Raw genomic sequence first — 12,844 nt, forward strand, 5'->3', positions numbered from 1 at the left:
GCTTCTCGATCCAATCGGAAAACCGATCAGAAATCGCGCTGGATGCGAACACGACCCTGGAAGGTGTCGTCGGCCTTGATCGTGCGGCCCGTGAACGCCTGGTCGGCGGTGTAGGCTGCGACGCGCTTGGCAGCTTCGACGCGGGCGTAGAGGACTTCCACACCGATGTCGAGGCCGGCGACCGGCGACCAGATCAGGTTGGTGCCGACGCGGATTTCGCGCGGGTCGAGGGTCGAAACAGCCGCGCTGTAGTCCAGCTTGGAGTACGAACCATAGACACCCTGACGGATCGTGGGGGTCCAGTAGTGCAGCAGACCCGCGGTCAGGGCGTAGCCCTTGGTCAGGTGAGCCTTGCCGATCGCGTCGAGAGCAACGTCGGAGTTGGTGATCGAGATGCGGCCAGCGCGGCTCGTCGAGCCCCAGGTCGAACCCTGACCCTGACCGCCGTAACCGAGGTAGGAGAGACCACCCTCAGCGTAAGCAGCCTGCAACCAGAGATAGTCGCCAGCGGCGAGCATCGGCAGGTTGATCTTGACGCCGCCCTGAACGGCGAAGCCGTACTGGTCGTCGTTCGACAGGTTGGTGCCGGAGCCGAAGCCGGTGGTGCCGATCGGGCCAGTCGTGTTGCGCTGAAGAAGCGCACCCGACAGCTGAGCGGAGCCCCAGCCCTGGGTGATGTTGATGTTACCAACAACGTCCGGGATGGTCTGGCCGCCGAGGGTCGCGCTGGAGACACCGGCAATGTTGGTGGTGATGCCGTTGCTGACTTCACGCTCCGAACGATCTTCCAACGACACCGTCGCCGAAATGCCCGAACCGAAGGTCGCGGTGTAGGCGATCAGGTTGGAGGCAAGGTCCGAACCGCGGATGACGCCGTAGTTCAGGTCGTCAGCGTAGAAGTCGAAGAACGACTGAGCGCGACCAGCGGTGATCGGGCCGAACTGGATGAAGGCCTTGTCGAGGTTGTAGGTGAACTGGCCGTTGTTGGCGTTGCTGCCCGCAGCCGCGCCCGCTGCTGACGCAAGCGTGTTGAACGTGCCGGCAGCGCCGCCACGAGTAGCGCCGGCATAAGCGCCGTTGCCGTTGAAGGACTGGCCGTAGACGCCGTTCGAGTTGGTCATCTCGAAGCGAACGAAGGTGCGCAGCGTGCCATAGGCAGTCGCGGTGCGGGCGTCGATGTTGATACGACCGCGAGCGCGGAAGCCGTAGCCGTCCTGCGAACGAGCGAAGCGCTCCATGGTGCCGTATTCAGCGCGAACACGACCACCGACGCGCAGGCAGGTTTCCGTGCCCGGGATGTAGAAGAAGCCCGCGCCGTAGGTGGAGCAGACACGAACGTATTCGACCGGAGCGGCCTTCCGCGAGGGAAGATCGGCGGCCTGAGCCCCGGCAACCGCGGCGATACCGGCGGCAGAACCGAGGAGGAGGCTCTTAACGAGCTTCATTGGTAACCTCCAAAATGAGTTTCGAGACCCTCGGGTTTCGGTTCGCTTTCTCGGCAGCAGGCCCCAGGAGACCAAACCGCCAGCTTACCTATTCCCGGCCTTTCGCCCGCGTCCCTGAACCATTCAGAGGCGAAGACGAAAAACAGCGACCGGGAATGTCCCGACGCAGGTTCACCATACGAATGCCGGATTGCCGATCAACCTTGATCACGCCGCCGAGAGGTCCGGGGGGGTGCTTTGGAACCCGGTGTTGCAGGAGCGCCACGCTTTGAGGGCCGAAATTTACCAACCCTTAACCGTGACCGCCCGGATCGGCCTTTCAGCGGGTCTGCACGGGTAGAATCGCATTCCGGGTAGGCGCGAGGCCATTCGATGAGGGCTGGCGGTGATTCCCGGTCGTGAGGGCACGACGCTTCTTCCCTTCTCCCGGATGGGAGAAGGTGGCGCGGAGCGCCGGATGAGGGTGTGCCCTCTCAATAGGAGGTGCTGCGGCTCCGTCGAACCTCAATAATCAGCGGCACACCCTCATCCCTGCCCTTCTCCCATCCGGGAGAAGGGTTCCCCGCGCCTTCGCCGCTGCCGCGACGCCTCTCCCCTTCTCCCGGATGGATTTCTCTGCGAAAGGGCCCTGGCGTTGAGGTTTGATTGCTGATTCACTTCGCTCGGGTGCGGCGGGGTGATCGGCATGTCGGATCAGATGTCTTTGGCTGAGGCGTTTTTGGACCCACGCCTGGGTGCGAACGCGAAGCTTGCGAAGATCGATGGGCTGATCGCGTGGGATCGGCTGGCGCCCTTGGCCGGCAAGCTGCGCCAGGCTGAGACGGGCAGGCCGCCTTACGCGCCGCTTGCGATGCTCAAGGCGCTCTATCTGCAGGCGCTTTACGATTTGTCGGATCCCGGCCTGGAGGAGGCGCTGCTGGACCGGCTGTCGTTTCGACGTTTCTGCGGGTTTGCGCTCGATGGCGGCACGCCCGACGAGACGACCTTGTGCCGCTTTCGGCTGGCGGCAGCGCAGGCGGGCGTGCTCGAGGCCTGCTTTGCCGAGATCGGCGCGCAGCTCTCGGCCAAGGGTCTGATCCTGAAGAAGGGCACATTGCTCGACGCCACAATCGTTCAGGCGACGCATGCTGCCCCGTCACGCGAAGCCGGGCTGGGCAAGGGCCACCCCCGTGAACCCGGCGCCGACTGGGGCAAGAAGAACGGCAAGGCCCATTTCGGCTACAAGCTGCATGTCGGCGTCGACGAGGGCTCGGGCCTGATCCGCACGGCGCTCGTGACCTCGGCGCGGATACAGGACGTCGAGATGGCCCCAGGGCTCGTCAGCGGCGACGAGGCCGCCGTCTATGCCGATCGCGGCTATGAGAGCAAGGCCCAGCGCGCCGCCCTGAAGGCCTTGGGCATCAAGGACCGGATCATGCATCGCCGGCACAAGCACATCGCTGTCCTGCCGCGCTGGCTGCAGCGCCGCAACGCCCTGATCGCGCGCCGCCGCGCTCCCGTCGAAGCTGTCTTCAGCGCCATGAAGCGCCTCTATGGCAAAGCCCGGACGCGATGCCACTCGTTCGTCGCCAACACCGCAGACCTGATTGCCTTCGCAACCGTCTACAATCTCCGGCGCGCCACCATCATCGCAGGCGGCTGAACCAGGTCGACTGCGAGCTCTCCAAGCCAACCGCTGAAGACCGCCCGTCACAGGCGAACAATCCGCCGTCAAAATATCAGTCCTCAGCCGCGTTTCGCAGAGGAATCCTCGGGGGAGAAGGTGGCGCGGAGCGCCGGATGAGGGTGTGCCGCTGGTTATTGAGGCGCGACCGCGCCGCTGCACCTTTTGGTTTGGCCGCCAGCCCGCATCAGAGAGAAGAGTAGAACTCTCCGGTCAGCCCACAGCCTTACGGATGGCCGCCAGGACTGCGTCGCGATCATCGCGAACCTGCACATTGCTGAAACGCAGCAGGGTGAAGCCGTGGCGCTCAATCTCCTGCGTGCGGGTGATATCGTAATCGCGTTCCCAATCATGCTGCCGGCCATCGATCTCGACGATCAGTCTGCGCTCCACGCAGAGGAAATCGACGGTGTAGCCGAGCAGCGGCACCTGCCGGCGGGAACTTAAGACCATCGAGGCGGCGGTTGCGCAGGAGACCCCAGACGATGTCCTCAGGCTCGGTCGCTTGCGCGCGCAGGCGTCTGGCGAAGCGGCGTTGCTCGGTCGTCATAGCGGCGGATGATGGACCGCCAGCGCTCGAACAATCAGCGGCACACCCTCATCCCTGCCCTTCTCCCATCCGGGAGAAGGGTTCCCCGCGCCCTCTCAGTCTCAAGCAGAGGCCCGGTCCCCTGTGACCCCGCGCCTCAATATTCCCATTCCGCCCCAACGCCGACCGAGGCAGAGCCGTCCGCCCCCGTCTCGGCCTGGACCTTCAGGCGGCGGGTGACGTCGATTCCGATCGAGACGCCGCTATCCTCGGGCTTGGCGCCGGCCTTCACGCCGATCGAGACATTGTTGCCGATATAGCGGGAGGCGCCGACCGTCGGGCCGCCCGCCCCGACCTGGATGTCGAGATTGTCGACGCCGAGCGATTTACGCAGCCGTTCGAAGGAATCGTCGCCCCCGCCTCCCGCGAACTGGGCGGCCGTCTGCGCGAGCTGCAGCGCCTGGAAAGCCGAGAGTGAGCCCGAGGCGCGGGCGAACAAGATGCGCGACAAAACCTCGTCCTGTGGCAGTTCAGGCTGCGAGGTGAAGGCGAAGGCCGGCTGGTCGGCCGGCCCCGTGATCAGGATCTTGGCCGTGACGTCCGATGCGCGCGTCTCGGCGACGAAATCGAGCTCAGGAATTGGGCCGCCGGTGAAGCTCAAGCGGCCACGGCTGAAATCGAGGCGCTGGCTCAGCACGCTGAGGCGGCCGCGCCTGAGATCGAAGCCGCCATCGAGCGCAGGGGCAACCAACGTGCCGCCGACGCGCATCTCTCCGCCGAGTTCGGCGTCGATGCCGCGCCCCCGGATGAAGACGCGATTCGGCGCGGAAACCACCAGCGCCAGCGCAGCGTCAAAAGCGGGCGCCGGCCGGCCCCTGCCCTTCCCTGCGGGCCTTGCCTTGCGGGCAGCAGCGAGGCGCGCGGCCGCCGTGCCCGTCGCCTTGATGTGCTTGATGCCATCCACCGGCCGCAGCGAGGCCGGCAAGCGATCCGGCACCGCGACATCGAGCGAGACGACATCGACGCGCCCACCGATGCGCGGGCGCTGCGCCAGCGGCCCGGCGATATCGAGCCCGAGATCGGCGACTGCCGTGACGATGCCGTTGGCGACGAGCTGGGCGCGCTTGCCCTGGATGCGGAGCTGGCCCGGAAAACCCGCCGCCGGATCGAGCCTGACCTGCCCGCTCGCCGAGAGCGTGCCGCCATTGGCTGTGCCGGCAACGGCGCGCTCGATCGTCAGGTTCTCGCCATTGGCCGCGATGCGCGCCTCGATCCCGGTCAAGCGCAGGCCCTGCAGGGCGTCGGTGAAGCTGCCCTTGGCGAGCGTCGCCGCGCCGCTGAGACGCGGGGCGGCCGTCGTTCCCACTGCCCGCATATCGAGCGCGACCGCTCCCGTCAGGCTCTGGCCTTGAGCCGCGATCATCGGATTGGCGAGCGCGGCGTCGACCGTGCCCTGCGCCGCAAGATCGAGCGCGCCAGCGCCGCCAAGCGGCGCGGAGCCCCGCAGGCTCAGATTGGCGAGCTTTCCGGCGTTGAGCGTCGCATTGACGCTGGTGCGGCCGCCATCGAGCTGACCATTGCCGTCGATCGCGATCGGCGGCAGGCCGGCGCTGCGGGTTTCCGGCGTCGCCAATCCCGCGATACGCAGTTGCCAAGGGCCGGCCAGCGCACCCGGGCGACCCTTGACCTGCGCCTGCGCATTGAGCGTTCCCGCCAAATCCAGATTCGGAGCGGCGATGCGCGCGGCCGAGAGCGGCACGTCGCGAGCGGTGAGGCGCAGATCGAGCGTCTCGCCGGCGCGGCCGTCGAGCGTCAAGCGGCCGCGATCGATCGCCAGCTCCAGACCGGCAATCTCGACGCCCCCGGTTGGGAAGCTGAGTGTGGCCGGCTGATTGAGCGCGATGCGCCGCCCGTCGCGACGCGCCTCGAAGGAGGCCAGTTCCAATCGCAGCGGCTCGACTGGGACGAGCCGGCCCACCCCGTTCATGGCAAAGCCGCGTGCAGCCGCGCTCAGGGTGAAGGCGCTGGCCTCGGGCGCGCCCTTCGAATCGAAGCGGATCGAGCTCACCGGCTCACCGGCCAGGACCGCCTTGTCGATCGCAAGCGCGGCATCGAGCTGCGGTTTGCCGAACACGTCGCGGGCGGCAGCCGTCGCAACGAGCTTGTCGATCGCGAACGAAGGGCCGGCGAGTTTGGCAGCCCGCGCGGTCAGGTCGAGATTCTGCCGCCCCTCGACCACCGCCAGCGCGATATCGGCGTCGAGCTGGCCGCCGAGCTTGGTCAGGGCCAGCGCCGAGAGATCGTCGAGATTGCGCGCGGCGAGCGTCAACCGGCCAGCAGTGCGGCTGGCGGGATCGAGCGTCAACGCGCCGTTCAGCCTGACCGAGCCGATGCCGAGATCGAGACTCGAGAGGTTCCAGCCATCGCCGGGCATACGCACCAGCCGGACGCGGCCAGTGGCAGGCTTGTTGTCGACCTCGCCATCGAGCGCCAGCGTCGTGTCGAGCGCGCCTTGCAGATCGCGGATCGTGGCGTCGATCACGAGGCGCGGGATCGGCCGGGCGAGCGCTGTGGCATTGGTGACGGCGATGCGGGCAGTGGCGTCGAGTTTGTCGAGCGGTCCGGTCAGTTGCGCGGTCGCCTCGCCGCGCCCGGACAGGCGTGGATCGGCGCGCTTCAGATCGGGCAGCGCCAGGGCGATGCGCAGATCCGAGTGCTCGTGCCCGACCCCGCCATCGGCGACCAGGGTCGCGTGCTGCCCGGTAACGCGCAGGCCCGTAACCGTAACATCGGAGGCGAGCGCCCTGATCTGGCCGGCGAGCGCCAGCTTGCCCGCCAGCAGCCGGTCGAGCGCGGCGTCGCCCGTGACTAGCTGATCAGCATGACCGGTCAGCGCCACGCCATAAGCGTTTGTGCGCGGCGTCGCGTCGAGATCGGCCGTGACATCGGCGCGGCCCGCCAAGGCCCGCCCGGCAAACCCGCTCAGGCGCGACAGATCGGGCAGGAGCAATTTCGCCTGGCCGAGCATGCGGGCCTGGCCGAGCTTGCCCTTGTAGTCGACTTCGACGCCCGACATGGCCAGGCGCAATGTCTCGAAATCGGCGGTCGCGTCGTCATTGCTGGCGCCGCGCAAGCTGAAGCTGACGCGCTCGCCGACGATACGCGCCAGTTTGGAGTCGGCCAGTGCAACGCCCGTCGCCTCGCCGTCGGAGACCAGCACGATCCGCGTTCCCGCCTGCCCGATCGTGCCGGTCGGCGTCGCGGTGAAGCGGGCGGCGAGCTTACTGAGCGTCCCCATTGGAAGCTTCGCGTCCTCAGCATCCAATGTCGCGACGATGCTAGGGCCCGCGACCGGGCCCTTGGCCGTCGCCTCGAAGGCGAGCTTGCCGATCTCGGCACCCGATGACACCGTGCGGCTGCCGGCATTGGGGCGAGCAGTGGCGGTGAGGCGCAGATCGACCGTCCGGTCAGGAGCATAGCGCCCGAGCACATCGAGCCGGGCAAGCGCCGAGACCAGCGCCAGATTGCGGATATCGACGCCACCATCGTCGCTGAAGCCGACCGCGCCGTCGAGCCGCGTCGAGCCGGCGAAGATCGGTGCGGCGGGGGCCGGCATCAGCCCTTCAATGCGCGCCTCGAGCGCCAGCGCGAGGTCACGCCCCGGCCCATTGCGGGAGAGATTGGCCGATCCTTGCGCGCCGATGGTCTCGCCGGCGGTGAACACCAGATTAGAGCGGAAGGCGTCGAGCGGGCCGTCGCCATTGAGATCGAGCTTGACCGGCGCCTCGCTCGGCAGATTGGCCAGGCGCGAGATCAAGCCGCCCGGCGCCTCGTCCAGCTTGGCCGCGATCTGCAGCCGCGTCGTCTGCGGGATGAAGCCGAGGCGCACGGTGAACTCACCCTGCCTGTCGAGCCGGTGCGCCTCCAGCCTGAGATCGAGCCCTTCGGCCGGCGGCCCCAGCGTCGCCGAGCCGGCCGCGCCAAGACGCGCTGCCGTGCCGAGAACCGGCTCACCAAGCGACAGTTCACCAAGCTGAAAAGCGGTGATGATCACCTTGAGCGGCAGTTCCGGCAGGATCGGCTGGTCGTTGGCGGGCGCAGCTCCCGGCTGCGGCACCGGTTTGCGCAGGATCTCGAGCTTGCCGATCTCGAGCCGGTTCACCTCGAGCCTGCGCAACAGCAGCGCCGTGCGGGTCCAGATCAAGCGGACGCGGTCGAGCCGGAGCCAGGGGCCGTCACGATCGGACAGCACGATGTCGCGGATCGTGACGTCGGAAGACAGCGCGCCCTCGACCGCGCCGATCGAGACCTGGCTGGTGTCGCTCGACAGCGCCCGCGAGATCAGATCGGCGACGACGCCGCGATCGCTCTGGGCGTTCTGGGCGAAGCCGGCGAAATGGGCCGAGGCGAGCAGGACCACGCCAAGGACGAGGGCCGAGAGCGCCAGGCGCGCAAGGGGCAGGCGCAGAAGGGTCAGGAGGCGCACCATCAGAAGGCCTGCCCGATGCTGATATAGACCGCGACCGGCTTGTCGCCCTTGCGCGGGTTGAGGGGCGCTGCGACGTCGAGCCTGATCGGGCCGATCGGCGTGTAATAGCGCAGGCCGAGGCCGGCCGAATATTGCAGCTCCTGCTTGAAATTCGGGATGCTGGATTCGAAGGCCATGCCGGCATCGAAGAACGGCACCAGGCCGATCGTGTCGGTGACCTTGATGCGGGCCTCCACCGAGGCCTCGAACAGGCTGCGCCCGCCGGTGAGCTGTCCGAGCGGCCCAAGCGGCGAGAGCGTGCGATAGGCATAGCCGCGCACCGAGCCACCGCCGCCGGCATAGAAGCGCCGCGTCGCGGGAATCTCGTCGAGCTTCTCGCCAGCGATCGAGCCCAACCCGACGCGGCCGGCGAGCACATAGCGAGCGTCCTCGTCGAGCGCGTAATAGCCGGAGACCGCAGCCTTCGACTGCACGACATTGACGGTGGAGCCGAGGAAGCTCGGATAGGGCGTGACCGAGGCGGTGGCGCGGATGCCGCGCGTCGCGTCGAGCAGGCTGTCGGTCGAATCGTATTTCACCGAGAGCGGAATGCCGACCAGGGTGTAGTCGACCTGGCCCAGCACATCGCTGGTCTGGCCGCGCTCGACCTCCAGCCCCGCCTGCACCGAGAAGGTGTCGCTGAAGCGCTGGCGGATCGCGGTCGTCACATTGGCGTAGCGCGCGGTGTAGCCACCATAGCGGTTGGTGCCGACGCGCTCGCGTGCGCCCGTGCCATCGACGAGCCAGTCATAGCGCGTGCCCCACAGCGCCGGCTTCATGAAGCTGACCGTGAAGCGCCCGCCGAGATCGGAGCGCTCGAAATCGTCGAAGCTGCTGATCTTGGTGCCATTGATGCGCGGTGCCAGGAAGATGTCGCCTTCGAGGCGCAGCCGTTCCGCCCCGCCGAACAGGTTGCGATGCTCCCAATAGGTCTTCACCGCCGGGCCATCGATGGTGGAGTAGCGGGCGGAGAAGCCGATCAGCCGCTTGGGCCGCTCGGTGACATCGACGAAAACAGGCAGATTGCCGGCAGCATCGAGCTTGTCCGCCTCGCGGATGCGCACCGAACCGATGGCGGGGATGGTCGCGACCGATTTGCGCGTATCCGCCAGCGCCTTGGGCGAATAGGGATCGCCCGGTTCGAGATAGATGAAGGAGCGCACCACGGCAGGCGGAATATCGCCGGTCTCGCCGAGCGTGACCGCGCCAAAGCCGGCAAGCGGGCCGGGCTCGACGACATAGGTCACATCCATGATCCGCGCGGCATGGTCGACCACGGGCCTGAGCTCGACCATCTTGGCGAGCGGGCGCGACTGGTTGCGCAGATGGTCGACCAGCGCAGCCTGCGCCGCGCGCAGCGAGGCCGAGGTCGCGGCATCGCCGGGCTTGAGCTTGGAGACCCTGGCCGGGTCGGCGATGACCGGCGTGCCCTCCCCGCGCTCGACGACAGCGATATTGCGCAAGCCGAAGACCGGGCCAGGCTGGACGCGGACCGAGATCGGGACCGGCTCGCGATTGCGATGCGCCTCGGCGGCGCGCACCAAAGCTGCGCCGGGCTCCACGCCCGGCTGAAGCGCGACACCGTCGACGGCGAGCGCGACCTCGGCGTTGAAATAGCCCTGCGACCAGAGCGCATCGACCAGCGGATTGAGATCGGCGGCCATGCGCCGCGCCAGGGTCTCGCCATCGGGCGGCGCGTCCTGGCGCAGGCGATAGAGCAGCGAGGCGTCCTGCAGAGTGCGCGTCAGCGTCTTGGCGTCAGCGGCGTCGCCGAGATCGAAGCTGAGCTGATAGGGCAGCGTGCTCGTGCTGACCGCCGGCGGCTGCTCCTTGGAGCCGAACAGGCCAAAGACGTCCAGCGAGGAGATATCGAAAGCTTCGGCCGGCGTCGGCTGTCCACCAAGCATCGCGGCGAAAGCGCAAACGCCTCCACCCGCGACATTGCGGGACACTTTCCGCCACAACCGCATCCACCCTCCCAACGACGCCACCAGCACGCAACGAATAAGGTCGAACTGTGTTCCGAACATGATGGAAACATTGCCGATGATCTGGCGCTCATCGGCGATGTCTTGAACTTAATGCCTAACGCAGCGTCAGAGATACTGTCGCCAGCGGGCTCAACTTCGTCACGATTTCGCCCTTTCCGGGGGAGAGCACGCCGCCGCAAAGGCTGCCGGTGGTGACGATCTGGCCGGCGCGCAAACCGCCCATGAAATCCTGCTTGCGGTTGGCCCAGGCGAGGAAGGGCGCCATCGGATCGCCATTCGCATGCACCGCCGGCTTGTCATAGATCGTGACGCCGTTGAGCGAGATGAAGCAGCCGAGCGCGGTCGGGTCGTCGAGCGTCTTGATCTCGAGTTCGGGGCCGATCAGGTAACCGCCATGACCGAGCGCGTCGGCGAGCCAAAGCGCGAAGGGAACACCCGTCCAATTGGCGAGGCGGCTCTCGACGATCTCGATGCCGAGATAGGCCTTGTCGCAATGGCCGAGCAGTTCGGCGCGCGAATAGGGCTGGTTCGGACGGAACGGCACATCGCTGGCGAGACGCAGGGCAATCTCGATCTCGACGCGCAATTCAGCGCCGATCGCGCCCTCATAGGTGTCGCCGGGCTTGAGATAAGGACCGGGCATGATGCCCGCGACCGGCAGGCCATCCTCGGCGATCGCGACCTTCCAGCCGGCTTCCGGCTGCTTCAGCACCTTGGCGATCTCGGCCTGCACGCCCAGCCCTTCGCTGAACGAGGCCGGCACGGGCTGGCTCGCCATCTCGATCAGGCTCTTGCCGCGGCGGGCGGCGACCAGCGCATCGCGCAAGGTTTCGGTCGTGGTCGGCATTGCGTCTCTTCCCTGTCGGCGTCTTGACGATCATGTCGCGCCCATGGTGCACGGGCGGCAGCGCGCTTGCCAAGCTGCTACAGCAGCAGGAGCCCTCCGGACAACCCGCATGGCGGCATCACCGTCCTGCCATGCGCTGACGGGCCCCTGTGGTTCGCCCTGCCAAAAGCAGGAGGAAACGACCATGCCAGCTTCCGAACACGACCGGCGCATCGACTATGTCGAATTCAACGTCGCCGACCTCGCGCGGGCGCGCGACTTCTACGAGAAGGCCTTCGGCTGGAAAATGACCGATTACGGGCCGGAGTACTGCGCCTTCGCTGACGGCCGGCTCGAAGGCGGCTTCACCACGCAAGACACGCCGAATCCAGGCGGGCCGCTGGTCATCCTCTATGCCGACGACCTTGCCGCGACACAGGCCGGCATCGAGGCGGCGGGCGGGCGCATCGTCAAGCCGGTCTTCGATTTCCCCGGCGGCCGGCGTTTCCACTTCGCCGATCCTGATGGGTATGAGCTGGCGGTCTGGTCGAAGGTCTGAAGCCGCAGTCATTCCCATGCGTCACGCAATGCAGACATGTCGAAATTTCAAGGGCATAGGCCATTGTTTCTGATAAGATCGCTTCCGTAAACTAGGGAGGCGGTCGATGCGCATTATCGTGCAGTTGCTTTCAGCCTATGTCGCTTGGCTCAGCAAGGAGCTTCTGGTGACGCCGGATCTCATCACGAAAGACCGGCGAGGCAACCTGCCCCCGCCCTCCGGCGGCATCGGGGCGTATTGAATAAGCTCAGTGAGGCCTCGAAAATTCAGTTTGCCGGACGCATTCACACCCGCGCCGTCATCCCGGGCAAGCAAAGCGCAGAGCAACTGTCATGTTCAGCTTGCTTTGTTGTTGAATTGCCAGGGTTTTTGATTGCGCGCCATGGCGTTGAGAACGACGAGGATACGTCTGGCGAGTGCGATGAGGGCGACTTTGGCGGCTTTGCCGGCTTTGCGCAGGCCGTCATAGATGGCCTTGGCCCAGGGATTGTGGAGCTTGGCTGCGAAGGCGGCGAGGTAGAGGCTGCGCCGCAGGGCGTCGCGTCCGGCTTCGATGTGGCTGATGCCGCGGGATTTGCCGCTGTCGTACGGATAGGGAGCGACGCCGGCCAGCGCCGCAGCCTTCCTGGCGTCGATATGGCCGAGTTCAGGCATCTCGGCGAGGAGGACCCGGATGGTGTTGGGTCCGATACCGGTCATGCTGTCGAGGAGCTCGGCCTTGGCGCTGAACTCCTCATCGGCTGCGATCAACACTTCGATGGCGGCCTGGGCTTGCTTCACGGTACTGCGGATGGCGTCCATCTCGGTCTCGATCACGCGGCGCAGGGCCTCGACCTCGATGTGATCGAGGCGGTTCTGCAGGCGCAGGAGGTAGGCTTGCGCCCGGGCGATCTCACGCGACCAGAGCGTCAGCTCCTGCTGCGAGAGGCTGGGCTTTGGGAAGGGCCTGGCCTCGTGGGCGACGAGGAAATCGGCGATCAGGCGGGCATCGAGCGGATCGGTCTTGGCGCGGTTGCCGCGTGCCTTGGCGAATTGACGGCAGCGCCAACTATCGACCATCAGCACGGTGAAGCCCGCCTCGCGAAACAGGCTGACGGCAAGCCGTTCATATCCGCCGGTCGGTTCCATGCCGACGGTGGTGAAGCCGGCCTGCAGCAGACGCTTGATCTGCGCCAGGATGGCCGGCGCGGTATTGTCGATCCGCACGACCTTGCTGGCGATGGCAAGGTCGAGCCAGCCTTTGGAAACGTCGATGCCGACGGGGCTGTTCTGTGTCATGGTCATAAGCATCCCAGGCTTGGAA

The 12,844-nt window shown here is 66.7% G+C and carries 9 protein-coding genes and 1 pseudogene; 3 read left to right on the plus strand and 7 right to left on the minus strand.

Annotated features, from left to right (window positions below; translation table 11 throughout):
* Nucleotides 1-26: 26 nt before the first annotated feature.
* Complete coding sequence (locus tag RMR04_RS17545; RefSeq protein ID WP_311909620.1) at nt 27-1,445, minus strand: porin; 1,419 nt, start codon at nt 1,443-1,445, stop codon at nt 27-29.
* Nucleotides 1,446-2,163: 718 nt separating this feature from the next.
* On the opposite strand from RMR04_RS17545, the gene RMR04_RS17550 reads away from it, so the two are divergent.
* Nucleotides 2,164-3,087: an IS5 family transposase gene (locus RMR04_RS17550; protein WP_311909523.1), complete on the plus strand. Its 924-nt coding sequence runs from the start codon at nt 2,164-2,166 to the stop codon at nt 3,085-3,087.
* A gap of 234 nt (nt 3,088-3,321) precedes the next feature.
* Here RMR04_RS17550 and RMR04_RS17555 read toward each other — a convergent pair whose 3' ends face one another.
* From RMR04_RS17555 to RMR04_RS17570, 5 genes and pseudogenes are all read right to left on the minus strand, one after another.
* Entirely contained in the window at nt 3,322-3,561 is a 240-nt protein-coding gene (locus RMR04_RS17555) for an endonuclease domain-containing protein (RefSeq protein ID WP_311909621.1), read from the minus strand.
* A gap of 31 nt (nt 3,562-3,592) precedes the next feature.
* A pseudogene (locus RMR04_RS32120) lies at nt 3,593-3,658 on the minus strand (hypothetical protein); the annotation flags it as partial.
* Between the two features lie 136 nt (nt 3,659-3,794).
* Nucleotides 3,795-8,126 carry a translocation/assembly module TamB domain-containing protein gene (locus RMR04_RS17560; protein ID WP_311909622.1) on the minus strand — a complete coding sequence of 1,444 codons (4,332 nt, stop codon included), beginning with the start codon at nt 8,124-8,126 and terminating at the stop codon, nt 3,795-3,797.
* Nucleotides 8,126-10,135: an autotransporter assembly complex protein TamA gene (locus RMR04_RS17565; protein WP_311909623.1), complete on the minus strand. Its 2,010-nt coding sequence runs from the start codon at nt 10,133-10,135 to the stop codon at nt 8,126-8,128. The genes RMR04_RS17560 and RMR04_RS17565 overlap by 1 nt, the downstream gene beginning before the upstream one ends.
* A gap of 115 nt (nt 10,136-10,250) precedes the next feature.
* Nucleotides 10,251-11,003: a hypothetical protein gene (locus tag RMR04_RS17570; RefSeq protein WP_311909624.1), complete on the minus strand. Its 753-nt coding sequence runs from the start codon at nt 11,001-11,003 to the stop codon at nt 10,251-10,253.
* A 184-nt stretch (nt 11,004-11,187) separates the two neighbouring features.
* Here RMR04_RS17570 and RMR04_RS17575 point away from each other — a divergent pair, with 184 nt between their 5' ends.
* Together RMR04_RS17575 and RMR04_RS17580 are read left to right on the plus strand one after the other, a co-directional pair.
* Complete coding sequence (locus RMR04_RS17575; protein ID WP_311909625.1) at nt 11,188-11,541, plus strand: VOC family protein; 354 nt, start codon at nt 11,188-11,190, stop codon at nt 11,539-11,541.
* 106 nt (nt 11,542-11,647) lie between these two features.
* The gene (locus tag RMR04_RS17580; protein ID WP_311909626.1) at nt 11,648-11,782 is read left to right on the plus strand and encodes a hypothetical protein; all 135 of its coding nucleotides are present in this window, start codon (nt 11,648-11,650) and stop codon (nt 11,780-11,782) included.
* Nucleotides 11,783-11,877: 95 nt separating this feature from the next.
* Here the strand turns inward: RMR04_RS17580 and RMR04_RS17585 are convergent, their stop codons facing one another.
* Nucleotides 11,878-12,819 (minus strand): IS110 family RNA-guided transposase, encoded by a 942-nt coding sequence (locus RMR04_RS17585; RefSeq protein WP_311909627.1) that lies wholly within the window; start codon nt 12,817-12,819, stop codon nt 11,878-11,880.
* Nucleotides 12,820-12,844: the final 25 nt, after the last annotated feature.

It is taken from the genome of Bosea sp. 685 (assembly GCF_031884435.1).
Lineage (GTDB): Bacteria > Pseudomonadota > Alphaproteobacteria > Rhizobiales > Beijerinckiaceae > Allobosea.

Excerpts from the sequence above, each read along its gene's own strand:
- RMR04_RS17545 (WP_311909620.1), bottom strand. The coding sequence starts at position 1,445 with ATGAAGCTCGTTAAGAGCCTCCTCCTCGGTTCTGCCGCCGGTATCGCC.
- RMR04_RS17555 (WP_311909621.1), bottom strand. The coding sequence starts at position 3,561 with ATGGTCTTAAGTTCCCGCCGGCAGGTGCCGCTGCTCGGCTACACCGTC.
- RMR04_RS17560 (WP_311909622.1), bottom strand. The coding sequence starts at position 8,126 with ATGGTGCGCCTCCTGACCCTTCTGCGCCTGCCCCTTGCGCGCCTGGCG.
- RMR04_RS17565 (WP_311909623.1), bottom strand. The coding sequence starts at position 10,135 with ATGCGGTTGTGGCGGAAAGTGTCCCGCAATGTCGCGGGTGGAGGCGTT.
- RMR04_RS17570 (WP_311909624.1), bottom strand. The coding sequence starts at position 11,003 with ATGCCGACCACGACCGAAACCTTGCGCGATGCGCTGGTCGCCGCCCGC.
- RMR04_RS17575 (WP_311909625.1), top strand. The coding sequence starts at position 11,188 with ATGCCAGCTTCCGAACACGACCGGCGCATCGACTATGTCGAATTCAAC.
- RMR04_RS17580 (WP_311909626.1), top strand. The coding sequence starts at position 11,648 with ATGCGCATTATCGTGCAGTTGCTTTCAGCCTATGTCGCTTGGCTCAGC.
- RMR04_RS17585 (WP_311909627.1), bottom strand. The coding sequence starts at position 12,819 with ATGACACAGAACAGCCCCGTCGGCATCGACGTTTCCAAAGGCTGGCTC.